General features: G+C 72.9%; 24 protein-coding genes. 11 read left to right on the forward strand and 13 right to left on the reverse strand.

Annotation, left to right across the window (positions count from 1 at the left end):
- Positions 1–57 precede the first annotated feature (57 nt).
- Complete coding sequence (locus IO39_RS00090; protein WP_052422324.1) at positions 58–675, reverse strand: TetR/AcrR family transcriptional regulator; 618 nt, start codon at positions 673–675, stop codon at positions 58–60.
- 81 nt (positions 676–756) lie between these two features.
- On the opposite strand from IO39_RS00090, the gene IO39_RS00095 reads away from it, so the two are divergent.
- A complete protein-coding gene (locus IO39_RS00095) occupies positions 757–1,497 on the forward strand; it encodes an SDR family oxidoreductase (protein WP_043613864.1) in 741 nt (246 codons plus the stop codon).
- Positions 1,498–1,564: 67 nt separating this feature from the next.
- Here IO39_RS00095 and hemQ read toward each other — a convergent pair whose 3' ends face one another.
- Together hemQ and hemG are read right to left on the reverse strand one after the other, a co-directional pair.
- Positions 1,565–2,266 (reverse strand): hydrogen peroxide-dependent heme synthase, encoded by a 702-nt coding sequence (gene hemQ / locus IO39_RS00100; protein WP_439331462.1) that lies wholly within the window; start codon positions 2,264–2,266, stop codon positions 1,565–1,567.
- The gene (gene hemG, locus IO39_RS00105) at positions 2,263–3,675 is read right to left on the reverse strand and encodes a protoporphyrinogen oxidase (RefSeq protein ID WP_043613871.1); all 1,413 of its coding nucleotides are present in this window, start codon (positions 3,673–3,675) and stop codon (positions 2,263–2,265) included. The genes hemQ and hemG overlap by 4 nt, the downstream gene beginning before the upstream one ends.
- Positions 3,676–3,783: 108 nt before the next feature.
- Between hemG and IO39_RS00110 the strand changes: the two genes are divergently transcribed.
- A complete protein-coding gene (locus IO39_RS00110) occupies positions 3,784–4,779 on the forward strand; it encodes a DUF4349 domain-containing protein (protein WP_052422276.1) in 996 nt (331 codons plus the stop codon).
- Positions 4,780–5,046: 267 nt separating this feature from the next.
- On the opposite strand, the gene hemE is transcribed toward IO39_RS00110, so the two are convergent.
- Positions 5,047–6,069 carry a uroporphyrinogen decarboxylase gene (gene hemE / locus IO39_RS00115; RefSeq protein WP_043613874.1) on the reverse strand — a complete coding sequence of 341 codons (1,023 nt, stop codon included), beginning with the start codon at positions 6,067–6,069 and terminating at the stop codon, positions 5,047–5,049.
- A 599-nt stretch (positions 6,070–6,668) separates the two neighbouring features.
- Here hemE and IO39_RS00125 point away from each other — a divergent pair.
- The 5 genes from IO39_RS00125 to IO39_RS00145 all read left to right on the forward strand — a co-directional run bounded on the left by IO39_RS00125 (position 6,669) and on the right by IO39_RS00145 (position 11,833).
- A complete protein-coding gene (locus IO39_RS00125) occupies positions 6,669–7,265 on the forward strand; it encodes a DUF3000 domain-containing protein (protein ID WP_043613880.1) in 597 nt (198 codons plus the stop codon).
- 45 nt (positions 7,266–7,310) lie between these two features.
- Positions 7,311–8,537, forward strand: coding sequence for a ribonuclease D (locus IO39_RS00130; protein WP_043613883.1), 1,227 nt, complete (start codon positions 7,311–7,313; stop codon positions 8,535–8,537).
- A 124-nt stretch (positions 8,538–8,661) separates the two neighbouring features.
- Positions 8,662–9,807 (forward strand): Gfo/Idh/MocA family protein, encoded by a 1,146-nt coding sequence (locus IO39_RS00135; protein WP_043613887.1) that lies wholly within the window; start codon positions 8,662–8,664, stop codon positions 9,805–9,807.
- Positions 9,804–10,970 carry a dihydrodipicolinate synthase family protein gene (locus IO39_RS00140; RefSeq protein ID WP_043613890.1) on the forward strand — a complete coding sequence of 389 codons (1,167 nt, stop codon included), beginning with the start codon at positions 9,804–9,806 and terminating at the stop codon, positions 10,968–10,970. The genes IO39_RS00135 and IO39_RS00140 overlap by 4 nt, the downstream gene beginning before the upstream one ends.
- A complete protein-coding gene (locus tag IO39_RS00145) occupies positions 10,967–11,833 on the forward strand; it encodes a sugar phosphate isomerase/epimerase family protein (protein WP_043613893.1) in 867 nt (288 codons plus the stop codon). The genes IO39_RS00140 and IO39_RS00145 overlap by 4 nt, the downstream gene beginning before the upstream one ends.
- Before the next feature lie 165 nt (positions 11,834–11,998).
- On the opposite strand, the gene IO39_RS00150 is transcribed toward IO39_RS00145, so the two are convergent.
- From IO39_RS00150 to IO39_RS00180, 7 genes are all read right to left on the reverse strand, one after another.
- Positions 11,999–12,664: a response regulator gene (locus tag IO39_RS00150; protein ID WP_245641738.1), complete on the reverse strand. Its 666-nt coding sequence runs from the start codon at positions 12,662–12,664 to the stop codon at positions 11,999–12,001.
- Entirely contained in the window at positions 12,640–13,731 is a 1,092-nt protein-coding gene (locus IO39_RS00155) for a sensor histidine kinase (protein WP_043613899.1), read from the reverse strand. The genes IO39_RS00150 and IO39_RS00155 overlap by 25 nt, the downstream gene beginning before the upstream one ends.
- A gap of 3 nt (positions 13,732–13,734) precedes the next feature.
- Positions 13,735–14,433, reverse strand: a complete 699-nt coding sequence (locus IO39_RS00160) for an ABC transporter permease (protein ID WP_043613902.1) — start codon at positions 14,431–14,433, stop codon at positions 13,735–13,737.
- A complete protein-coding gene (locus tag IO39_RS00165) occupies positions 14,430–15,194 on the reverse strand; it encodes an ABC transporter ATP-binding protein (protein WP_245641739.1) in 765 nt (254 codons plus the stop codon). The genes IO39_RS00160 and IO39_RS00165 overlap by 4 nt, the downstream gene beginning before the upstream one ends.
- A 145-nt stretch (positions 15,195–15,339) precedes the next feature.
- Positions 15,340–15,624 carry a hypothetical protein gene (locus tag IO39_RS00170; protein WP_043613905.1) on the reverse strand — a complete coding sequence of 95 codons (285 nt, stop codon included), beginning with the start codon at positions 15,622–15,624 and terminating at the stop codon, positions 15,340–15,342.
- 143 nt (positions 15,625–15,767) lie between these two features.
- On the reverse strand, positions 15,768–16,172 hold the full coding sequence (locus tag IO39_RS53985) for a hypothetical protein (RefSeq protein WP_043613908.1): 405 nt from the start codon (positions 16,170–16,172) through the stop codon (positions 15,768–15,770).
- Between the two features lie 86 nt (positions 16,173–16,258).
- Complete coding sequence (locus tag IO39_RS00180) at positions 16,259–16,474, reverse strand: DUF397 domain-containing protein (protein WP_043613910.1); 216 nt, start codon at positions 16,472–16,474, stop codon at positions 16,259–16,261.
- A 171-nt stretch (positions 16,475–16,645) separates the two neighbouring features.
- Between IO39_RS00180 and IO39_RS00185 the strand changes: the two genes are divergently transcribed.
- From IO39_RS00185 to IO39_RS00200, 4 genes are read left to right on the forward strand one after another with little or no spacing between them, the layout of a single operon-like run.
- Entirely contained in the window at positions 16,646–16,894 is a 249-nt protein-coding gene (locus IO39_RS00185) for a GntR family transcriptional regulator (RefSeq protein WP_043614645.1), read from the forward strand.
- Between the two features lie 48 nt (positions 16,895–16,942).
- Positions 16,943–17,485: a UTRA domain-containing protein gene (locus IO39_RS00190; protein ID WP_043613911.1), complete on the forward strand. Its 543-nt coding sequence runs from the start codon at positions 16,943–16,945 to the stop codon at positions 17,483–17,485.
- Positions 17,486–17,487: 2 nt separating this feature from the next.
- Positions 17,488–18,222, forward strand: coding sequence for a GntR family transcriptional regulator (locus IO39_RS00195; RefSeq protein WP_043613913.1), 735 nt, complete (start codon positions 17,488–17,490; stop codon positions 18,220–18,222).
- Between the two features lie 53 nt (positions 18,223–18,275).
- Complete coding sequence (locus IO39_RS00200; protein ID WP_043613915.1) at positions 18,276–18,890, forward strand: class I SAM-dependent methyltransferase; 615 nt, start codon at positions 18,276–18,278, stop codon at positions 18,888–18,890.
- 6 nt (positions 18,891–18,896) lie between these two features.
- On the opposite strand, the gene IO39_RS00205 is transcribed toward IO39_RS00200, so the two are convergent.
- The gene (locus IO39_RS00205) at positions 18,897–19,583 is read right to left on the reverse strand and encodes a hypothetical protein (RefSeq protein WP_043613918.1); all 687 of its coding nucleotides are present in this window, start codon (positions 19,581–19,583) and stop codon (positions 18,897–18,899) included.
- 200 nt (positions 19,584–19,783) lie between these two features.
- Positions 19,784–22,537, reverse strand: a complete 2,754-nt coding sequence (locus IO39_RS00210) for a PEP/pyruvate-binding domain-containing protein (protein WP_043613921.1) — start codon at positions 22,535–22,537, stop codon at positions 19,784–19,786.
- Positions 22,538–22,597 lie beyond the last annotated feature (60 nt).

The following is a 22,597-nucleotide window of genomic DNA, read 5'->3' on the forward strand; positions in this document are numbered from 1 at the left end:
GAGCGCGCGGCCGGGAGCGCGCGGACGAGCGCCCGGACGAGTGCCCGCCGAGGTGGGCTAGGACCTCCGGCCGGGCCAGACGGCGAGGGCCAGCTCGGCGACCGAGCCGAGCTCGCGGCTGTCGGCCCCGTCCCTGGCGCGCTCCGACATGCCGCGCAGCACGGCCGCGAAGTAGGCGGCCAGCGCGCGCGGGTCGGAGTCGCGGGGCAGCTCCCCGTCCTTCCGCGCCGCTTCGAGCCGCGCCACGAACACCTCGAACCCCTTCTCCCGCACGTCCCTGAGATAGGCGGCGATGTCGGCGTCCTGGCCGGTCACGTTGGCCGCCGCGCACATCACCAGGCAGCCCGCCGGATGGGCCGGGTCGGCGTAGATCTCGGCCGCCTCCCGCAACATCCGCGAGAACGCCCCGTACGCGGTCGTCTCCTCCTCCAGCGCCCGGCCCATGAACGCGCCCCCCGGCGTCCGCCCGTAGGCGGCCACGACCTCCTTGAACAGCGACTTCTTGTCGCCGAACGTCGCGTACAGGCTGCCCGGGCGGATGCCCATCACCTCGGTCAGCTCGCCCACCGAGGTGGCCTCGTAGCCGCGTTCCCAGAACAACCGCGTGGCCTGCTCGACCACCGCGTCCCGGTCGAACGCGCGCGGCCGTCCCCGTCTCGTCCCCGTCTCCGCCATGACCACATTCTAGAGTGCTCGCTCAAAAAAGTGTGCTACCGTCCCTTCTTGAGTAATCGCTCAAAAAATAAGGAGCTGGTCATGAGCACACTTGCGGGCAAGATCGCGCTGGTCACCGGGGGAAGCCGCGGCATCGGCCGGGCGATCGCCGAACGTCTCGGCCGCGACGGCGCGACCGTCGCGGTGGCCTACGGCCGCGACGAGGAGGCGGCCAAGGAGGTCGTCGCCCGCATCGGCGGCAACGCCTTCGCCGTCCACGGCGAACTGGGCCGCCATGGCGACGCCGCCGACCTGTGGACGGCCTTCGACGCGCACGCCGGCCACGTGGACATCATCGTGAACAACGCGGGCATCGGTTCCCCCGGCGACATCACGGCCGTCACCGAGGACGCGTTCGACCACGTCTTCGCGGTGAACGTACGGGCGCCGTTCTTCGTCGTCCAGGAAGGGCTGAAGCGGATGCGCGACCACGGCCGGATCATCAACATCTCCAGCGGCGCGGCCCGCCTGGCCATGCCCGACGCGATCGCCTACGGCGCCACCAAGGGCGCGCTCGACACCTTCACCCTCAACCTGGCCAAGACCCTCGGCCCGCGCGGCATCACCGCCAACTCCGTGGCGCCCGGCATCGTCGACACCGACATCAACGCGGGCTGGCTGCGCGGCAACGCCGGCGCCCAGGCCCACGCCGCCTCACTCGCCGCGCTCGGCAGGGTCGGCGAGCCGGAGGACATCGCCGACATCGTCGCGTTCCTGGCCTCCGACGACGCCCGCTGGGTGACCGGCCGCGTCATCGACGCGACCGGCGGCGCGGGGCTCTGACCCCGCGCTTCGACCAGCCGACCGGCCGCTGCCCGGCGGGTGACCCGCCGGGCGGAGCGCTCACCGGCTACGGCAGGGCGGCGACGAGCTCGGACAGGGGCTTGCGGGCGCCGGTGTAGAACGGGATCTCCACCCGCGTGTGGCGGCGGGCCTGGGCGCCGCGCAGCGTGCGCATGAGGTCGACGATGCGGTGCAGCTCGTCGGCCTCGAACGCCAGCATCCACTCGTAGTCGTTGAGCGAGAAGCACGCCACCGTGTTGGCCCGCACGTCGGGGTAGTCGCGGGCCATCCTGCCGTGCTCGGCCAGCATGGCGCGGCGCTCGGAGTCCTCCAGGAGATACCACTCGTAGGAGCGCACGAACGGGTAGACGCTCACGTAGGCGCGCGGCTCCTCCTCGGCGAGGAAGGCCGGGATGTGCGACTTGTTGAACTCGGCCGGCCGGTGCAGGGCCATCGCCGACCACACGGGCCGGGTGTGGCGGCCCAGCCGGGTGCGCCGGAACCGGGAGTAGACGTCCTGGAGGTCCTCCGGGGTGGGCGCGTGCCACCAGAACATGAGGTCGGCGTCGGCCCGCAGCCCGGCGACGTCGTAGACCCCCCTGGTCACGACGTCCTTCCCGGCCACCTGGTCGAGCAGCTCCTGCACCTCGGAGGCCAGCTCGTCGCGGTCGCCCGGACACGGCTCGGTCGCCTGGAAGACCGACCACATGGTGTAACGGATCACCTGGTTGAGATCGCGGGCCTTGGGCCGCGCAGCACCCTCTGTCATGGTGTCCATTCTCCTCGCCTGGTCAGGTGGTCCAGAATCCGGGCGGCCGCCGTGCGGGCGGTGCCGATGCAGGCCGGGATGCCGATGCCGTCGTAGGCCGCGCCGCACACGGCCAGGCCCGGCTGCACGGCCACCGCGGCGCGCACCCTGGCCACCCGGTCGAGGTGGCCCACGTTGTACTGCGGCAGGCCGCCGCCCCAGCGGGTGACCCGGGTGTCGACCGGCAGGCCGCGCACGCCCATCACGTCGGCCATCTCGGCGGTGGCCAGCGACACCAGCTCGGCGTCCTCGCGCTGGAGCAGGTGCTCCTCGCCGACGCGGCCGATGGAGCAGCGCAGGATCACCAGCTCCTTGCTCAGGTGGGGCCACTTCACGGAGCTGAACGTGACGGCCTTGACCGGCCGCCCCTCCACGGGCGGCACCAGGTAGCCGCTGGCGGACGGCGGCTCGGGGAAGGCGTCGCGCGGGTAGGCGAGCGTGACGACGGCCATGCTCGCGTACTGGATCCGGGCCAGCTCGGCGGCCGCCTTGGGCGCCTCGGCCTTGAGCAGCCGGCTGGCGGCGGGCCCCGGCACGGCCACGATCACCGCGTCGGCCTCGATGGTCTCGGGACGCGGCACCGGCCCGGCGACCAGCCGCCAGCCGGTCTCGGTGCGGTGCAGCTCGCGCACGGTGACGCCGGTCCTGACGTCGGCCTCGGACGCCTTCGCGACGGCCTCGGGCAGGCCGCCGATGCCGCCCCGCAGCGTCGTGAAGACGGGGCCGGCGTCCTTCGGCGCCTCCTGCGCCAGGTGCCTGGCCGCGCTGAGCAGCGAGCGCTCGGAGCGGGCCACGGCCGCCACCCGCGGCATCGTGGCCTCCAGCGAGAGCATGTCGGCGCGGCCCGCGTAGACGCCGCCGAGCAGCGGCTCGACCAGCCGGTCCACCACCTCGCCGCCCATCCGGGCGCGGATGTAGGCGGCCACGGACACGTCGGTGCGCACGAGGGTGGGCGGCAGGATCTGGTCGAGCGGGACGCGCAGCAGGCCGCCGGGCGAGATGATGCCGGACCTGGCCAGCTCGGTCAGGTCGGACGGCACGCCCATGATCTGGCTCTTGGGCAGGGGGCGCAGCACTCCCCTGGAGTAGACGGCCGAGCTCGCGTCGCCGGGGAAGACCAGGTCGTCGCCGAGGCCCACCGCCTTGGCCAGCTCCTTGCCCTCGGGACGCCTGGCCAGCATGGCCTCCGCGCCCGCGTCGACGCTCACCCCGGCCACCTCCGAGGCGTGCAGCTTGCCGCCGATGCGCGACGAGCCCTCCAGGACCGTCACCTTGACCCGCTCGCCCGCGCCCTGGCGGAGGTACCACGCGGCGGCGATTCCGGAGATCCCCGCGCCGATGACGACGACGTGCGCCCGATTCCCTTCCACGCCTCCTGACGCTACCGCCTCAGCGGCTCGGGCAACCGCCCGGGGCCATGTGACCGTACCGTGATTTGCCCGGTCAAACCGGGGTGATCCGCGATCCGTCATAGGGACATGACGAGAATCCGGTACGGCATCGTCCTCTCGGCCGTCTGCTCGGCCGCGCTCCTCACCGGCTGCGGCGGTGGCGGCTCGGGCACGTTCACCAATTTGTCCGGGGGCACGCCCGCGGTGGAGTCGCAGTCCCGGTATGACGCGGGCGGCGGGGCCGAGGCGGCGCAGCCGGCCGCCTCCGCCCCCGCGAAGCGTCCGGAGGCGCGGCAGCAGGCGAGCCAGGGCGGCGTCATCTCGGAGGTCGAGCTCACCCAGCAGGAGCGGCAGGTCGTCTACACCGGGAGCATGACCGTCCGCGCCGAGGAGGTGGGCACGGCCGCCCAGCAGGCCAAGCAGATCGTCACCGAGGCGGGCGGCCACCTGGCGAAGGAGGAGAGCAAGTCCGCGGGCGACTCCGAGTCCTCGGCCCTGCTGGAGTTCAAGGTCCCGCCCGCGAAGTATCCCGAGGTGCTGGGCCGGCTGGGCAAGGAGCTGGGCAGGCAGCTCTCGCTGCGGCAGGGCGCCGAGGACGTCACGTTGCGGGTGGCCGACGTGGAGAGCCGGCTGAAGTCGGCGCGCGAGTCGCTGGAGTCGTTGCGCGCGCTGCTGAAGCGGGCCGACACGATCGGGCAGGTGCTTCAGGTCGAGCGGGAGATCTCCGCGCGGGAGGCGGACCTGGAGTCGTTGCAGGCCCAGCAGAAGGAGCTGGCCACGCAGACCGCCATGGCCACGCTGACGCTGCGGCTGGTGGGGCCCGTCACCGTGGTGGAGGAGCCGGAGGAGGAGCCCGCCGGGTTCCTCGGCGGGCTGAAGGCGGGGTGGGGGGCGCTGGTGGCGTTCGTGAAGACGGCGCTGACCGTGGTCGGGGCACTGCTGCCGTGGCTGGTCGTCTCGCTGCCGCTGATCGTGCTGCTGGTCTGGCTGGTACGCCGCTCCCGCCCCGCGCGCCCGTCCACGCCGACCGGCACCGGCACCCCGCCCGGCCCGCCCGCCGAAGCCGCCCCGGAGGCCACCTGACGAGGCCGGCACGAGAGGCCGCCCGGCCGGGCCGAACGCGGAAGAAGCCGGATACGGGAGAGGCCGGGCACGAGAGGCCGGTCACGGGCGGACGGCGGGAAGGGGTGCGTGGGCTACGGCGAGCGCAGCGGGTCTCCGACACGCGTCACGGCGCGCAGCCCGTGGGGGTTCCCCAAAAAGTGGGGCGGCGTCAGGGGCCCGTGGGTTCCCCAAAAGTGGGGCGGCGTCAGGGGCCCGTGGGGGCTCCCCGAGAAAAGCGAGGCGGCGTCAGGGGGTGTGCTCGTGGACCAGGTCGGTGAGGCGCTTGAGCTGGTCGGGGTCGGTCGCGGGCAGGACGCCGTGACCCAGGTTGAACACGTGACCCTCGGCCGCCTCGCCCCTGCGCAGCACCTCGCGGGCCTTGCGCTCGACGACCTCCCACGGCGCCAGCAGGATCGCCGGGTCCAGGTTGCCCTGCAGCGCCCTGCCCGGCCCCACCCGGCGGGCGGCCTCGTCGAGCGGGACGCGCCAGTCGACGCCCACCACGTCGGCGCCGGCCTCGCCGAGCACCCCGAGCAGCTCTCCGGTGCCCACGCCGAAGTGGATGCGCGGCACGTCGGCGACGCCCTCGAAGATGCGCCGGGTGTGCGGCAGGATGAACTCGCGGTAGTCGTCGGGCGCCACGACCCCCACCCAGGAGTCGAAGAGCTGCACCGCCGAGGCGCCCGCGTCGATCTGGATGCGCAGGTGGGCCAGGACGATGTCGGTCAGGCGCTCCATGAGCGCGTGCCACAGCTCGGGGGCGCCGTACATCATGGCCTTGGTGCGGTCGTGGTTCTTCGACGGGCCGCCCTCGATCAGGTAGGAGCCGAGCGTGAAGGGCGCGCCGGCGAAGCCGATCAGCGGGGTGCCGCCCAGCTCGCCGGTCAGCGCGCGGATGGCCTCGGTGACGTAGGGCACGTCGCCGGGCTCCAGCGGGCGCAGCGCGTCGAGCCCCCTGGCGTCGCGGATCGGGTCGGCCACGACGGGGCCGACGCCGGGCTTGATGTCGAGGTCGACGCCGATGGCCTTGAGCGGGACCACGATGTCGCTGAAGAAGATGGCCGCGTCGACGCCGTAGCGGCGGACCGGCTGCATGGTGATCTCGACGATCAGGTCGGGCGTCGCGCACGCCGTGAGCATGGGCACGCCCTCGCGCACCTTGAGGTATTCCGGCAGCGACCGCCCGGCCTGGCGCATGTACCAGACAGGGGTGTGCGGGACGGGCTGGCGGCGGCAGGCACGCAGGAACGCTGAGTCGGCGAGGTTCACCCCACCAGGGTGCCATGTACGGCGAGCGGTCACGGACTCGCCCGCGAGGTGTCGGAAAAAGATGCATTGGACACCCCAAATCATGATCAGATAGCCAGATGAAGGTTTACCGGTCTGCTCGGCATCGGCACCGCACACGGGTCGAACACACCCCATGCCCGGCCAGAGAGCCGGTCTCGACTGGGCCAAATGTTCCCCAAGCCACCGCGCGGCACCGATTCAGCGACCACTTTCGGGACACGCCGAGCGCGTTGCGGGGAATTGTCAGCGGGTCGTGCCAACGTCGGAGCCACGACCCGAAGAAAGGCCCCGGTTCGATGACTCGTGCGATGACCGCGTTGTGGAGTTCCCCAGAACGCCGCGATGAGCGCTGCCCGTCCTGCGCCGGTGTGCGGCCGTTCGAGCAGCCGCCCTGCCTCGACGGGCACGAGCCGGGCCAATGCCCCGAGTGGGCCTGCGTCGACTGCGGCCAGGCGATCAGCCTGTGCGCCGCCGAGACCATCCGCCCGGCACGCCAGCTTGTTACGGCAGCGGCTTGATCACCAAGGATGAGCACCCCCGTGGTCCCCTTCCGACCGTCTTCGACCTACGCTTCGGCTATGACACTCGGTGACCAGCCACCGCCGCCCGCCGCGTTCACGCGTGCCGTGGAGAGCCTGCGGCTGTCCGAGGTCAGGCCGGAGATCGAGCTCGAGGACCTGCCCGCGCCCCAGCGGCTGGCCCCCTACTCGGCCGCGATCGGCGCGTCGGTCTACCGCGACGACGACGAGCTCGCGGTCGGCAGGCTGATCCTGCTCTACGACCCTGACGGCCAGCGCGGGTGGGAAGGCCCGTTCCGGCTGGTGGCCTACGTCAGGGCCGACATGGAGCCGGAGATCACCTCCGACCCGCTGCTCGGCCCCGTCGCGTGGAGCTGGCTGACCGAGGCTCTCGACGCGCACCAAGCCGATTACTCCGCCGCTGGCGGTACCGTGACAAGAGCCGTGTCCGAGGGGTTCGGCAACAAGGCCGACGATCCGGTCACGACCGAGCTCGAGCTGCGGGCTTCATGGTCACCCGCCCAGGAGGATCTCTCCGGCCATGTCGCCGCCTGGTGCGACCTCATGTGCCTGGCGGCGGGGATCCCGCCGCTCCCGCCCGACGTGGCCGCCCTGCCCCGCCGACGTGATGATCCGGAGAGTGACCGAACGAAGTGAGGGCCCCAGTCAAGACAGCACCAGCGTCATGAGGTCGGTGAACTCATGACAGAAGAACGCATCGTGGAGCCGCTGCTGGAACCGCGCGAAGGCATACCTCCGGTCATCGCCGACGCCGACGGGCTGGCCAGGGCGGTGGAGAGGTTCGCCGCGGGCAGCGGCCCCGTCGCGGTGGACGCCGAGCGCGCCTCCGGTTACCGCTACGGCAACCGCGCCTACCTCGTGCAGCTGCGCAGGGAGGGGGCCGGCACCGCGCTGATCGATCCGATCGGCTGCCCCGACCTGTCCGCGCTCGACCAGGCCCTGGCCGGGACCGAGATCGTGCTGCACGCCGCCTCGCAGGACCTGCCGTGCCTGATGGAGGTGGGGTTCAGGCCGCGCGAGATGTTCGACACCGAGCTGGCCGGCCGGCTGCTCGGCTACGAGCGGGTCGGGCTCGGCACGATGGTCGAGACCGTGCTCGGCCTGCGGCTGGAGAAGGGGCATTCGGCGGCCGACTGGTCCACCAGGCCCCTGCCGGAAGACTGGCTCCGCTACGCCGCGCTCGACGTGGAGGTGCTGGTCGAGCTGCGCGACGTGCTCCACCAGGAGCTGGTCGAGAGCGGGAAGCTGGAGTGGGCGCGCGAGGAGTTCGCGGCCGTGCTCAACACCCCGCCGCCGGCGCCGCGCTCCGACCCGTGGCGGCGCACGTCGGGCATCCACAAGGTGCGCAACGTCCGGGCCCTGGCCATCGTGCGCGAGTTGTGGACCATGCGCGACCGCATCGCCCGCGAGGCCGACCTCGCCCCCGGGCGGGTGCTGCCGGACGCGGCGATCGTCACCGCCGCGCTGGAAGGCCCGCGTACGAAAAAGGCATTGACCGAAATTTCGGCATTCACCGGGCGAAGTGCGCGCAGGCACATGAGCGACTGGCTCGCCGCCGTCGCCCGGGCCAGGAACCTGCCCGACCACCAGCTCCCCCAGCCCAGCACCCCCGGCGACGGCCCGCCGCCGCCCAACCGCTGGGCCGACCGCGACCCGGCCGCCGCCAAGCGCCTGGCCGCGGCCCGCGCCGTGGTCGCCGCGCTGGCCGACGAGCACCACATGCCCACCGAGAACCTGCTGCAGCCCGACGCCGTACGCAGGCTGACGTGGGAGCCGCCCGCCGAGATCGACGACGAGAGCGTGACCGCCAGGCTGCGCGAGCTCGGCGCCCGCGAGTGGCAGCTCTCCCTGACCGCCCGCCCCATCGCCAAGGCCCTGGCCAGGCTGGAGGCCCGCGGCGAGCCCTGAGCCCGCCCGGCTTCCCGCCCCGCACGGCAGGCCCACCTGAGGAACGTGCTACTTGACGCCCTCGGTGGCCCGGCCGTACCGTTCGGGAAAGCGCTTTCCACACCTTGTGCCTGAAGGGATCCTCATGAGCGTGCGCACCATCGGCGTCGTGATGAACGGCGTCACCGGGCGGATGGGCTACCGCCAGCACCTGGTCCGTTCCGTCCTGGCCATCAACGAGCAGGGCGGCGTCACGCTCTCCGACGGCTCCAGGGTCAAGCTCAAGCCCGTCCTGGTCGGCCGCAACGCCGACAAGCTTGCAGATATCGCGGCAAAGCATGACATTTCGGATTTCACCACGGACCTCGACGCGGCCCTCGCCGACGACGGCAACCTGATCTACTTCGACGCCCAGGTCACCAGCGCCCGGGTGAAGGCGGTGCTCAAGGCCATCGAGGCCGGCAAGCACGTCTACGCCGAGAAGCCGACGGCCGAGTCGACGCAGGAGGCGCTCGAACTGGCCGAGGCCGCCGCCGCCAAGGGCGTCAAGAACGGCGTCGTGCAGGACAAGCTCTTCCTGCCCGGCCTGCTCAAGCTGAAGCGGCTCATCGACGGCGGCTTCTTCGGCCGCATCCTGTCGGTGCGCGGCGAGTTCGGCTACTGGGTGTTCGAGGGCGACTGGCAGGAGGCGCAGCGCCCGTCGTGGAACTACCGCGCCGAGGACGGCGGCGGCATCGTGCTCGACATGTTCCCGCACTGGCACTACGTGATGGAGAACCTGTTCGGCCGGGTCGAGTCGGTCTACGCCCGGGCCGTGACGCACATTCCCACCCGCGTGGACGAGCACGGCAAGGAGTACGCCGCCACCGCCGACGACGCCGCGTACGGGATCTTCGAGCTGGCGGGCGGTATCGTCGCCCAGATCAACTCCTCCTGGACCGTCCGCGTCAACCGCGACGAGCTGGTGGAGTTCCAGGTGGACGGCACGCACGGCAGCGCCGTGGCGGGCCTGCGCAACTGCCGTGTCCAGCACCGCTCGGCCACCCCCAAGCCGGTCTGGAACCCCGACCTGCCCGCCACGGCGCGCTTCCGCGACGGCTGGCAGGAGGTGCCGGACAACGCCGAGTTCGACAACGGCTTCAAGATCCAGTGGGAGGCGTTCGTCCGCCACGTGCTGGAGGACGCGCCGTTCCCGAACGACTTCGCCTCGGGCGCGCGCGGCGTGCAGCTCGCCGAGCTGGGCCTGCGCTCCAACGCCGAGGGCCGCCGGATCGAGGTGCCGCAGCTGTGAGGATCGACCTGCCCGGCTTCGGGTCCTACCCGCTGCGGGAGCCGGTGACCTGGCCGGTCATCGAGACGCCCGCGGCCAGCCGCATCGTGTACGCGGCCGCGCACGTGGTGGCCGACCCCCTCGGCGACAACACGCCCGGCTCCCCCGCCGCCGTGGACTGGGAGGCCACCCTGCGCTTCCGCCGCCACCTGTGGTCGCACGGCCTGCGCGTGGCCGACGCCATGGACACCGCCCAGCGCAACATGGGCCTGGACTGGGCCGCGACCAGGGAGCTGATCAGGCGCAGCGCCGCCGAGGCCCGCTCGTACGGCGACCCGGCCACGCTGGTGGCCTGCGGCGCGGGCACCGACCACGCCCCCGACGCCGGCGACCTGGACGCGATCACCGCCGCGTACGCCGAGCAGATCGAGACCGTGCAGTCCGCCGGCGCCGGCGTGATCGTCATGGCCTCCCGCCAGCTCGCCAGGGTGGCCACCGGTCCCCGGGACTACCACCACGTCTACGGCAAGCTGTTCGGCCTGGCCGACCGCCCGGTGATCCTGCACTGGCTGGGCGAGATGTTCGACCCGAACCTGGCCGGCTACTGGGGCTCGCGCGACGTGGCCGCGGCCACGGAGTCGTTCCTGGAGCTGATCCACGCGCACGCCTCGATGGTGGACGGCGTGAAGGTGTCGCTGCTGGACGAGGCGCACGAGGTCGGCCTGCGCGCGGCGCTGCCCGAGGGCGTCAGGCTCTACACCGGTGACGACTTCAACTATCCGTCGCTGATCAAGTCGGGCTCGCACGCGCTGCTGGGCATCTTCGACGCCATCGCCCCGGCCGCGGCGGCGGCGCTGCAGGTGCTGGACGCGGCCGAGGCGTCCTGCACGGACGAGGGCAGGGAGCGGCTGCTGGCCGAGTACGACCAGATCCTCGCCCCGACCGTGCCGCTGTCGCGCAAGATCTTCGAGACGCCGACGTACAACTACAAGACCGGCATCGTCTTCCTGGCCTGGCTCAACGGCCACCAGGACGCGTTCGCCATGGTCAACGGGGCGCAGTCGGCGCGCTCGCTGACGCACCTGGCGGAGGTGTTCCGCCTGGCCGACCAGGCCGGGCTGCTGGCCGACCAGGAGCTGGCCGTGCGCCGCATGAAGGCGCTGCTGGAGGTGAACGGGCTGTGAGCCTGTCGCTCAACCAGTGGACGACGCGGCAGTGGTCGCTGCCCGACGCCGTGGACGGCTGCGTACGGCACGGCCTGGAGGCGATCGGGCTGTGGCGGGAGAAGGTCGCCGAGACGGGGCTGGCGGAGAGCGTCAAGCTCGTGCGGGCGGCCGGGCTGCGGGTGTCGTCGTTGTGCCGGGGCGGCTTCCTCACCGCGGGCGGCCTGCCGGGCGAGGAGGGCCGCACGGCCTTCGCGCGCGCGCTGGAGGACAACCGGCGGGCCATCGACGAGGCGGCCGAGCTGGCAGCCGCCTGCCTGGTGCTGGTGGTGGGCGGGCTGCCCGGGGTCAGGCCCGGCGAGGCGCTGCCCGCCTCCGGCTTCACCCGCGACCTGGCCGGGGCTCGTGAGCGGGTGGCCGAGGCGCTGGCGGAGCTGGCCCCGTACGCCGGGGAGCGCGGGGTCAAGCTGGCCCTGGAGCCGCTGCACCCGATCTACTGCCCGGACCGCGCGGTGCTGTCCACGCTGGGCCAGGCGCTCGACCTGAGCCTGCCGTACCCGGAGGAGCAGGTCGGCGTGGTGGTGGACACCTTCCACGTGTGGTGGGACCCGAGCCTGTTCGCCGACATCGCGCGGGCCGGGAGCCGGATCGCCTCCTACCAGGTGTGCGACTACCTGCACCCGCTGCCGGCCGACGTGCTGCTCGGGCGGGGCATGATGGGCGACGGGGTGATCGACTTCGCGCCGATCACGCGGGCGGTCCTGGCCGCCGGGTACGCCGGGGACGTCGAGGTGGAGATCTTCAACGCCGACGTCTGGGCCGCCGATCCCGACGAGGTCGTGGCCACGATGAAGGCCCGCTACGAGGACGTCGTCCTCTCCTGATCCCGCGCGGGGGCGGCGTCGGGTCGCCGCCCCCGCGCGACTTGCCGGACGAGGCGGCGTTCCGGCGCAGGCGGCACCCGCCACAGGCGGCACCCCGCCGGGAGCGGCACCCCGTCACGAGCGGCACCCCGTCACGAGCGGCACCCCGTCACGAGCGGCACCCCGTCACGAGCGGCACCCCGTCACGAGCGGCACCCAGATGAGGCGGCGTTCCATCGCGGCGACCACGGCCGCCGCCCGGTTGTCCACGCCGAGCTTGGCGAAGACGTGCTTGAGGTGGGTCTTGACCGTGGTCTCGCTGATCAGCAGCGCCCGCGCGACCTCCTTGTTCGCGGCCCCGCGCGCGATGAGCCGCAACACCTCCAGCTCCCGGGGGCTGGGCGCCGCCGCCGGGGTCCTCCTGGGCGCGAGGTGGTCGATGAGCTGCGAGGTGATCCGCTGCGCCAGCACCCGCCCGCCGGCCGCCGCCGTGCGCACGGCCGCCTGGAGCTCCTCGCGCGGCGCGTCCTTGAGCAGGTAGCCCGCCACCCCGGCGGCCAGCGCCCGCGACACGTCCGCGTCGGTGTCGTACGTGGTCAGCACCACGACCCGGATCTCCGGATGATCGACGGCCAGCCGCTCCACCGCGCCCACCCCGTCGAGCCCCGGCATGCGCAGGTCCATCAGCACCACGTCGGGCGCGGTCGCCCTGGCCATGGCCAGCGCCTCGTGCCCGTCGCCCGCCTCGGCGACCACCTCGATGCCGGGCACGCCGTCGAAGATGCCGCGCAGCCCGTCGCGGACCACGGGATGGTCGTCGACGATCATCAGACGCACGGGATGCTCACGCACAACGCGGTCCCTTCCCCCGGTGCCGATTCCACGGTCACCGTACCGCCGGAGCGGGCGGCCCGCTCGCGCATGGCGACCAGCCCGTACCCGCTCGCCGGGGCGGCCGGGTCGAAGCCCGTGCCGTCGTCGAGCACGTCCAGGGTGACCTCCTCGTCCATGTACGACAGGGTCAGGACGACGCGGCCGGCCCGGGCGTGCCTGGCCACGTTCGCCAGCCCTTCCTGGGCCGCGCGCAGCAGCGTGATCTCCGCCTCCTCGGGCAGCCGGCGCGGCTCGCCGTCCACGGAGAGCGTCGCGGGCACGCCGGTCGCGGCCGACCAGCGCTCGGCGACGCCCGCCAGCGCCTGGTCCAGCCGGGCGCGTTCCAGCGGCTCGGGGCGCAGCGCGTCCACCGAGCGCCTGGCCTCGTTGAGGCTGTCGCGGGCCAGCCTCTTGGCCGCCGAGATGCGCTTGCGCACCGTCTCCGGGTCGTCGCCGCCCTGCTCGGCCGCTTCGAGCTGGGCGATGATGCCGCTGAAGCCCTGGGCGAGGGTGTCGTGGATCTCCCTGGCCAGCCGGGCCCGCTCCTCCAGCGCGCCCACGACGCGGCTCTGCTCGCTGTGCCTGATGAGGTGCCTGGCGAACACCCCCATGATCGTCGCCAGCGTGGTGTTGCCCACCAGGAAGCCCAGCACGGCGGGGTTCTCGGGCAGCGCCTCCGCCACCCCGCCGGCCAGGGCGGACGACAGCACGAGCAGCATCGCGCCGGCGTAGCCCCATCGGCCGGGCAGCAGCAGGTAGGGCAGCGGGACCAGGCCGAACAGCATCATCTCGTACGCGTCGTGCAGCCTGACGAGCACGAAGTCGAGCACGATCAGCACCAGCAGGTGCCAGGCCATGGGGTTGAGCCGTTCGAGGAGGGCGGGGGGCCGGCGCGCGACGAAGAAGGCGTACCAGCCGGCCATGAGGGCGGCCAGGGCGAGCACGGCGGGGTCGGGCCCGTTCTCCAGGAGCGCGATCGCCGTCGCGACCCCGAGGCAGGTGTAGAAGAGCAGGTGGAAGATGCGCACCCAGCCTGCCTCGTCCATCGATCACTCCCAGCGGAACAACGCGACCGCCAGGGCGGTGCCGAGGATGATTATCCCGGAAATGAGAAGAAAGGTAGTGATTGACGGGGTTCCGGCCCAGCTATCCCGGAGCGCGGTCACAGCCTGGGTCAGCGGGAGATACTCCCCCATCTCGCGCAGCTCCCCTGCCAGGCCCTCGCGCGGGATGGCGGCCCCGGCCAGGAAGATCATCGGGAACATGACGAGCAGCCCGATCAGCTCCGCCGTACGGGCGCGGGGCGCGACGGCGGCGATCACGAACCCGATGGCGTAGCACATCAGCGCGGACAGCACGAAGGCCAGCGCCAGCGCGGCCGGGTGCGCGGGCGGCGCCACCCCGAACCCGAGCACCGCCACGCCGCCCACGATCACCGCGCCGGCCAGGCCCATCACGAGCTGCGCCGCGATCTGCCCGGTGAGCAGCACGAGCGGGGAGACGGGGGTGGTGGCCAGGCGGCGCAGCACCTTGCGCTCCCGGTAGGTGCCCATGACCGCCGGCAGGGTGGCGATGCCGCCGATGGCCAGGATCATCGCCAGGTACCCCGGCACGAAGATCTCCAGGTCGTCCGAGCCGCTGTTGAGCACGAGCAGCATGGCCGGGAACGCCACCATGAAGAACAGGCTGCCGGGGTCCCTGAACAGCAACCGCAGCTCCGACCCCGACAAACTCCTGAAGGCTCTCATCGCCGCTCCTCCGCCAGTGCCAGGTAGGCCTCCTCCAGGGAGCCGGTGCCCGTCCGGCCGGTGAGCTCGCGCGGCGTGCCGAGCGCCGCGATCCGGCCCCGCCGGAACACCGCGACCCGGTCGCACAGCTCCTCGGCCTCGTCCATGAAGTGGCTCACGAGCACCACCGTGGTGCCGGACGCCTTGAGGTCGCCGATGAGCGTCCACGTCTCGCGCCTGGCCACGGGGTCGAGGCCGGTGGTCAGCTCGTCGAGCACCACCAGCTCCGGCCCGCCGACCAGGGCCAGCGCGAGCTTGAGCCGCTGCTTCTGGCCGCCGGACAGGTCACCGTACGCCTTGCCGCCGAGGTGGCCGAGGTCCCAGCGCTCCATCACCTCCCGCCAGTCGCCGGGCCGGTCGTACAGGGTGGCGAACACGCGCATCGCCTCGGCCACCCTCATGCGGTCGGGCAGCTCGCCCTCCTGCAGTTGCACCCCCATGCGCCGGGCGACGGCCCGGCGGCGGCGCGCCGGGTCCTCGCCCAGCACGCGCACCCGGCCCCGGTCCGGCCTGCGCAGCCCGACCAGGCATTCCACCGTGGTGGTCTTGCCCGCGCCGTTGTGCCCCAGCACGCCGAACGTCTCGCCTCTCTTCACCGCGAACGTCACCCCGTCCACGGCGCGGGTGTCCCCGTAACTCTTGCTGAGGTCCTCGACCTCGATCACCGTCATGCCCCGAGCCTCGCGCGCCGTCGCGCCGGGCGGCATCGCCCGATCGTGCACCCGGCATCCTCCATCCGAAGGATGCCGCCCCGGCCCGCACGCGGCCCGCCTCCCCCGGGACCGGCGAGACAGCAGCCCTTCGAACCGGCTCAGAACCGGGCCACCGCGCACACGCCGCACCCAGGACGACAGGTTTGCAGAGCGGCTACCGGGCGTCTCCTTCCAGGAGGGCGTTCCACAGGCGCTCGGCCTCCGTGGGGCGCATCCACGGGCTCTCGCTGACGCGGGTGCCCTTGGCCGTTCTGTCGGTGCGGCGGATGTGGGCCAGGCCGCCCGCCGCGCACAGCTCGTAGGAGGTGGGTTCGTGGTCGCAGGTGTGGGCGCGGACCCGGACGGTGACCGACCTGCCCGCCGGGCGGGACCAGTCGATCCGGGCGTGTCCCTCCTTCGGGGGCTCGGGGTGCGGGCCGTGGAAGTCCTCGGTGCTCATGCCGACCTCCCATGGGGTCGTGACGTACGTTTCTCCGGGCGGGGCAGGGGTCCCGGACGGGTGGGTCAGCCGGGCGCCGGCGTACCGGGCGATGGGTCAGCCAGCGGGACGGCGGACCCGGCGGGGGTTCGCGGGCGGGTGGGTCAGCCGGAGGGACGACGTATCGGGCAGGGGTGGGTGACGTGTCGGTTGGGGCAGCAGACCACGCCGATGGTGGCGAACCGGCCGCCTTGCAGCCATTCGCCCCATTGCGCGTCCACCCCTCGGGCCAGCAGGTCGGCGGCGGTCTCCACCCGCTCCTCCAGCGGCACGCCTTCCGGCCGGAGCAGGGCGTCGCGGGCCTTGGCGTACTCGGCGGCCATCCAGCCGGCGGCCCGGCCGGGCTCGTCGAAGGTGGCGGCGATGCGGGAGGCGGGCTTGGCCAGCCAGTCGCCGGTGCGCATCGGCGGCAGCAGCGAGGAGGGGAAGTCGGGCGAGCTCGGCCGGCGTCCGGCCTCCTCGCCGCGCTCGGCTCCCGGGCCGGTCCACTGGTAGGCGTGCCAATGCATGGTCGGGCGCTCCCGTAGAGTCCAGGGGGATGGCGGCCCCTGTCTGCTTGGATCAGGCAGGGACCGCCGTCCTTCGGGGGTGACGCTCAGATAGTGGCGACTCCGGCCGCGCGAAGCTCGTCACCGGTGAAACGGAGGGTCCCGGCGTCCGGGTTCTTCGAGTCACGCACCGCGAAGGCATCCGATACGCCGGGGATCGGGGCGATCAGGACACAGCTCTCGCCGTCCTCGTTCTGCTGATTCCCGCCACACAGCCTGGTGAACGGCACCTCACCGAGGTCACTGCCGTACAGATCCGTCAAGTGATCGTCCTTTCCTGAAGGTCAGGCACCGAGCGCGATTTTGCGTCGGTCGCGACTCAGCCACAACTCTTCGTGGCCGGTGCGTCACGAGAATACATCATAGGACCTTAGGTGACCTTACAAAAGGTAGCCGAGAGTCATAGCAGGTTGGTCGTCCCCTAGTGTCGTCTTATGTCTTTGCAGGATAAAAGCGACCGCATCGACCACAACGGGCCGAAGCTCGTCTGGCAGCAGGTCATGGAAGACGTAGAAGCCGAGATCACCTCTGGACGCCTCGCTTCAGGCGCACGGATGCCCACTGAGCTCGAAATGGCGAGCCAATACGGCGTATCCCGCGTGACCGTCCGCCGCGCTATCAAGGAACTGGCCGGGCGCAACCTGCTGATCGTCGTCCACGGCCGGGGGACGTTCGTTTCCTGAAGGTCCTGCGGCGGGCACAATGGCGCCGAACCCGGAGAGGTGGGAGCGATGGACCCGGCAGGCTGGATCGACACCTCAGCCCCCTACGTCCGGCCCGGGCGGGAAGGGGCGGCCGATGCGTGGAGTGAGGAGGCCGCGCGGCGGGGGCACGTGGGCACGAACGAGCTGCGGGAGGTCGGCGAGATCACGGCGCCCGACGACATCGCCCGCGACCTGGGCATCGAGGGCGAGCGGCACGTGGTGGTGCGGCGTCGCCTGGTGCTGCTGGACGGCGTGCCGATCGAGCTGGCCGATTCCTACTACCCGGTCTCCATCGCTCGCGGCACGCCACTGGCTCAGCCAGGCAAGATCCGTGGCGGTGCGGTGCGGCTGCTCGCCGACCTGGGCCACCGGGCGCGCAGGGTCGAGGAGACGGTGAGTGCCCGGCCGGCCACGGCGACGGAGCGCGACCTGCTCCGCCTCGGCCCGACGGACTGGGTGCTGGTGCTCCGTCGCGTCAGCCACGACGAAGCCGGCACCCCGTACGAGAGCACCGTGATGACGATGGTCGCCGAGGGGCGCGAGCTGCGATACGAACACGAGGAAGGCTGAAAGTGGCGAGACGGACCGACAGCCGGCCTCGACACCAGCAGGTGGCGGCGGACCTGCGGGCGCAGATCATGTCCGGGCTCCTGCCCGCCGGTGCGCAACTGCCCTCGACGCCCCAGCTCGCGGAGCAGTACGAATGCGCCCCCGCGACCATCCAGGGGGCGATGAAGCTCCTGAAGGACGAACGCTTCCTGGAAGGCCGGCCGGGCAAGGGCGTGTTCGTACGCCGGCGGCAACCCTTCATCGTCACCGCCACCGCGTACAAGACTCCCGAGCCGGGCGGCTACAGCTACGACCTCCTGCACGTGGGCGAGGTGGCGCCCCCGGCCGACGTGGCGCACGCGCTCGGCCTGCGGGACGGCGAGCGCTGCGTGGAGCGGCACCGCATCATGCTGCACGCCGGCGACCCGATCGAGCTCTCGTGGTCCTACTACCCCCTGTCCATCGCCGAGGGGACTCCCCTGGCCGCGCGCGCAAGGATCAGCGGTGGAGCCCCGAGAGCGCTCGCCGGCCTGGGCTTCCCTGAGCGGACGTTCGAGGATCGTGTCTCGGTGCGGCAACCCCGCACCGAAGAGGTCGTCATGCTCGACCTGCCGGCGGACGTGCCGGTCATCAGGCAGTTCCGGGTGGTCCGCAGTGATGGCGGGCGGCCGGTCGAGGCGTCGGTCCTGATCAAGGGTGGTCACCTGTTCGAAGTGATGTACCGGCAGCAGGCCGAGCCCGGGGCCGGAGCACCCTGACCCAGCTCCCGGAAAATCGCTACAAAAGGGACGGCCGGCGCTAGGGTGATCGCGTGTCCGAGCCCTACTGGAACCACAACGTGCACTACCAGAGCCTGGTCATCAGGCTCCTGCCTGCGGGCTGTCAGCGGGCGCTCGACCTCGGCTGCGGTGACGGCCTGCTCGCGAGCAAGCTGGCCGCGCACGTCCCGTACGTGACCGCCGCCGACCGCTCCGCCGAGGCGATCGCCCTGGCCTGCGAGCGCCACGGGGGTCTCGACAACGTCGAGTTCGTCACGGCGGACTATCTCGACGACCCGCGCGGCCTGCTCCCGGAGGGCAAGTACGACTTCGTCAGCGCCGTCGCCGTCCTCCACCACGCCGAGTTCGGCCGCGCCGTCCGGGCCATGGCCGGGCTCCTGGCGCCGGGCGGGCGGCTGGTCGTCATCGGCCTGGCCAGGAACCGCTCGCCCCTCGACTGGATCATCAGCGGCGCCGGCCAGGTCGCCTCCCGCGCGCTGCGCCTGCGTTACGGCCCCAAGACCGGCCCCGGGCGGCGCGTCCCGGCCATGGACCCCACCCTCTCCTGGGGCGAGACCGGCCGCCAGGCCCGCCGCGAGCTGCCCGGCTGCCGCTTCCGCCGCCTGCTGCTGCGCCGCTACCTGCTGGTCTGGGACAAGCCGGCGTGAACGGGGTCACTCGGCGGGAGAATGTTCCCTGCCGAGCGGCAGGCCGTGCTCGTCGGCGAAGGCCCGCCGGCACAGGCCGTGGCAGAAGCCGTACAGGGTGCCGTTGTGGACGAGGGTGAGGGTGGAGTCGTCGAGTTCCACGCCCATGCCGCAGATCGGGTCGATCAGCTGCTCGCGCTCCTGAGCCCGCTGTTCGTGCGCCCGGGTCCGCGTCACGGGGTCGGGCTCGCGGTCGCGGTAGTCGCGTGAGACGAACTCGGTGAGGTCCATGCTGCTCATGACCTTGCCGAAGAACCCGATGCCGCCCTCCGCGACGCCGTCGAGCAGGACCACGGCATGGGGCTCGCGCCGCAGGCGTTCGGGGTCGCGACCGGCCGCCCGCTCGGTCTCGGCCAGGGCGTCGGTGACGATGGTCACCGCGTACTCGCACATCTCCTTGCGCCACGAGGCCGGGACGGTCACGCGTACCAGGTAGCGGGGCGGGTCGGCGGGATCGGCCGCCGGCCGCCGGCCGAGCACCCAGGTGGCGGGCTCGTGGACGAGCACCTGCGTGATCAGGCGCTGCGCGTCGAGCACCTCGACGGCGTGGCTGTCGTCCTCCTGCATGAGCGCGTCGATGAGCCGGCGCCCCAGCGCCTGGCGTTCCTCCTCGTTCAGCACGCCCTTCGGCACGTAGACGTCGATCGCCAGCATTGCCCCACCTCACCCCTCGGCCCGGGTTGCCTTCGGACACCTTCACGATGCCGGGGAGGGGTATATGAAGCCATCCCTCGCGGGGACGATCTCCCACGTACTGCGGGGGAAGTACGCGCACGGACGGCCCGCTTCCACGGCGAGGGCCGGGAGCCCGTCAGGGTGGGGTGATCGTGCCGGCCGCTGAGGGCGGGCGCCCGTCAGGGCGCGGGGATGATCGTGCCGGCCGCGCCGTTCACGGTGATGCGGGTGCCCGGGGTGATGCGGTGGGTGGCGTCGGGGACGCCGACCACGGCCGGGATGCCGTACTCCCTGGCCACCACCGCGCCGTGCGACATCGCGCCGCCCATCTCCATCACCAGCCCGCCCGCCGTCAGGAACAGCGGCGTCCAGCCGGGGTCCGTCGAGGGGCAGACCAGGATCTCGCCCGGCTCCAGGTGGGCGCCGGTCGGGTCGAGCACGACCCTGGCGACGCCCGTGACCGTCCCGGCCGAGGCCGGCGTGCCGGTGAGCACGTTCCCGCCGCCCGCACCGCCCCCGCCGTCCGCACCGCCCCCGCCGTCCGCACCGTTCCCGGCGAGCGCGCGGGAAGCGGCGGTCGCGGCCGGGGAAGCGGCCTCGGGTTCGGTGCCGTCGGAGAGGAGGAGCCGGGGGACGTGCCGGCGGCGCCGCTCCCGCTCGTACGTGGCCCGCCGCCCGGCCACCAGCTCCCGCCAGTCCCGCGCCGCGTCCCCCTGGCCGCCCCCGCCCGGCGGGGCACCGGCGCGCAGCGCCGATCTGGCCTCGCGGAGGTCGAGGAAGAAGACGTCGTCCGCCGTGTCCAGCACGCCGCGGCCCGCCAGGTGCTCCCCCACCACGAGCAGGCTGGCCCGGATCGCCGCGAGGGTCTTGACCAGGTAGAACTTGGGCAGCTCGCGCAGCCCGGCGTACTGGCGCGTGCGGCCCAGCGCGAAGCGCACCACGCCCGCCCGCCACCGCCCCCTGCGCCGGGCCGCCCGCGCCACGTCGGCGATGGCCTGCCGCGCCAGCCCGCGCCCCCGGGCGAACAGGTCGGCGGGGGACGGGGCCGCGCCCGTGCGCAGGTAGTTGGCCAGCACGCCGAGGAGGTGCGCGGGCTCCTCCGACCATCTCGGCACGCCGGCGTCGATCTCGGCCACGCCGCGATGGCCGTAACGGCCGAGGAACGCGGCGATCTCGCGCTGGGCGACGGGCGGCAGCCGGCCCTCGCGGTAGAGCCCGGCCAGCTCGGGCACGGAGTGCTTCCTGAACGGCTCCGGCTCGATGCGGGTGCTCAGGTGCCACAGCTCCATGTCCATCTCGGTGGTCGGGTTGTGGGGCACGCTGCGCAGGACGTCGGACATGTCCTGGATGGGCACGCCGGAGAGCTTGGAGGCCAGGGCGAACAGGGCGTAGCCGGTGACCGCGTACGGCATGACCGAGATGATCCGCGGGAATGTGGTGGTGAGCACCCGCTCGGCGTGGTCGAGGCGCTGCTCGGGGGTGGCCGTGGCGGGCACCCTGAGGCGCCGGTCGAGCAGCTCGCCGAGCCGGACGGTGTACGCCAGCGCCGCCCGGGGCCGGGTGAGCGCCGTCAGGGCGCGGGAGGGCAGGCGGACCCCACGGGCGAACCGGCTCAGGCCGCGCAGGAAGGGCAGCGGGGAGGAGCGGACGGGAGCCAGGCGCGGGTCCGCGTACAGGCTCGTCATGACGCTCCCCGCGCGGGCCTCGGCGAGCCCGAGGAAGCGCGAGAGCAGCACGCGGCCGGGGCGGCTGCGTACGACGGGGGTGATGTCGAACCACACCCGCTCCCCCGCCACCGCCACGAACCCCGCGCCGTCGAGCGGGTCGGCGGGGGCGTGCCCGGCCAGCCCCGCGCCCCCTGAGGTGAACGCGCGGATCGCCGCCAGCCCCATCGGCGTCAGCGGCCCCATCACGCCCTGCACGACGTTGAACGAGAAGTAGACCCGCAGGCCCGGCCGGTCGCGTGCGGGCAGCGGATAGAGCGTGGTGATCGGCCTGGCCTGGGTGAGCCAGAGCCGGCCGTCCCCGTCGATGGCCCATTCGGTGTCCTGCGGGGCGCCGTAGTGCTCCTCGACGCGTCCGCCCAGGTCGGCGAGCCGGAGCACCTCGTCGTCGGTCAGGCAGAGGCCGTCCTGCCCGGTCTCGACGCGCTCGGTGCCCCCGCCGGGCAGGGGGCGGACGGCGACCCGCTTGTCCCCCGCGCGGCGTTCGAGGATCCGGCCGCCGAAGACGACGAAACGGTCGGGGTTCACCGCGCCCGACACGACGGCCTCGCCCAGGCCGGGACTGGCGTCGATCACCGTCTGCCGCCGCCGGCCGGTCACCGGGTCGGCGGTGAACATCACGCCCGCCACCCGCGCGTCCACCATCACCTGCACGACCACCGCCAGCCGGACGGCGGCGTGATCGATGCCGTTGGACTCGCGGTAGGCCACGGCGCGGTCGGTCCAGAGCGAGGCCCAGCAGCGGCGCACCGCCTCCACCACCGCGTCCGCGCCGACCACGTTGAGGAACGTGTCCTGCTGGCCGGCGAAGCTGGCGAACGGCAGGTCCTCGGCGGTGGCGGAGGAGCGCACGGCCACGGGCACGTCGTCGCCGAGCGCGGTGTACGCCTGCACGATCGCCTCGCGCACGGCGTCCGGGACGGGAGCCTCAAGGAGATGCCGCCTGGCCCGCTCGGCGAGCCCCCTGCCACGATGCGCACCGCGATGCGCACCGCGATGCGCACCGCTCGCCGGGGCGCCGGTCGGGGCGTCCGGGTCGTCGTCGATCACCAGGTCGCGGGCGGCCAGCCGGTACGCCTCCGTGGTGAGCACCCAGCCGGGCGGCACCGGCAGCCCGGCCCCGGTCAGCTCGCCGAGGTTGGCCGCCTTGCCCCCTACCTCGGCGAGCATGCCCGAATCGATCTCGGTGAAGTCGAGGACCGTCCTCATCGCCCGCTCCCTGCCGTTTCAGCGTCCCGTCGTCCCAGTGTTCCCCCTTCCGGACAAGAA

The organism is Nonomuraea candida (genome assembly GCF_000725485.1).
Lineage (GTDB): Bacteria > Actinomycetota > Actinomycetes > Streptosporangiales > Streptosporangiaceae > Nonomuraea > Nonomuraea candida.

Bases quoted from the DNA above. Each gene is read 5' to 3' on its own strand.
- IO39_RS00090 (WP_052422324.1), bottom strand. From the start codon at position 675: ATGGCGGAGACGGGGACGAGACGGGGACGGCCGCGCGCGTTCGACCGG.
- IO39_RS00095 (WP_043613864.1), top strand. From the start codon at position 757: ATGAGCACACTTGCGGGCAAGATCGCGCTGGTCACCGGGGGAAGCCGC.
- hemQ (WP_439331462.1), bottom strand. From the start codon at position 2,266: ATGACAGAGGGTGCTGCGCGGCCCAAGGCCCGCGATCTCAACCAGGTG.
- IO39_RS00110 (WP_052422276.1), top strand. From the start codon at position 3,784: ATGACGAGAATCCGGTACGGCATCGTCCTCTCGGCCGTCTGCTCGGCC.
- IO39_RS00125 (WP_043613880.1), top strand. From the start codon at position 6,669: ATGACACTCGGTGACCAGCCACCGCCGCCCGCCGCGTTCACGCGTGCC.
- IO39_RS00130 (WP_043613883.1), top strand. From the start codon at position 7,311: ATGACAGAAGAACGCATCGTGGAGCCGCTGCTGGAACCGCGCGAAGGC.
- IO39_RS00135 (WP_043613887.1), top strand. From the start codon at position 8,662: ATGAGCGTGCGCACCATCGGCGTCGTGATGAACGGCGTCACCGGGCGG.
- IO39_RS00155 (WP_043613899.1), bottom strand. From the start codon at position 13,731: ATGGACGAGGCAGGCTGGGTGCGCATCTTCCACCTGCTCTTCTACACC.
- IO39_RS00160 (WP_043613902.1), bottom strand. From the start codon at position 14,433: ATGAGAGCCTTCAGGAGTTTGTCGGGGTCGGAGCTGCGGTTGCTGTTC.
- IO39_RS00170 (WP_043613905.1), bottom strand. From the start codon at position 15,624: ATGAGCACCGAGGACTTCCACGGCCCGCACCCCGAGCCCCCGAAGGAG.
- IO39_RS53985 (WP_043613908.1), bottom strand. From the start codon at position 16,172: ATGCATTGGCACGCCTACCAGTGGACCGGCCCGGGAGCCGAGCGCGGC.
- IO39_RS00185 (WP_043614645.1), top strand. From the start codon at position 16,646: ATGTCTTTGCAGGATAAAAGCGACCGCATCGACCACAACGGGCCGAAG.
- IO39_RS00190 (WP_043613911.1), top strand. From the start codon at position 16,943: ATGGACCCGGCAGGCTGGATCGACACCTCAGCCCCCTACGTCCGGCCC.
- IO39_RS00205 (WP_043613918.1), bottom strand. From the start codon at position 19,583: ATGCTGGCGATCGACGTCTACGTGCCGAAGGGCGTGCTGAACGAGGAG.
- IO39_RS00210 (WP_043613921.1), bottom strand. From the start codon at position 22,537: ATGAGGACGGTCCTCGACTTCACCGAGATCGATTCGGGCATGCTCGCC.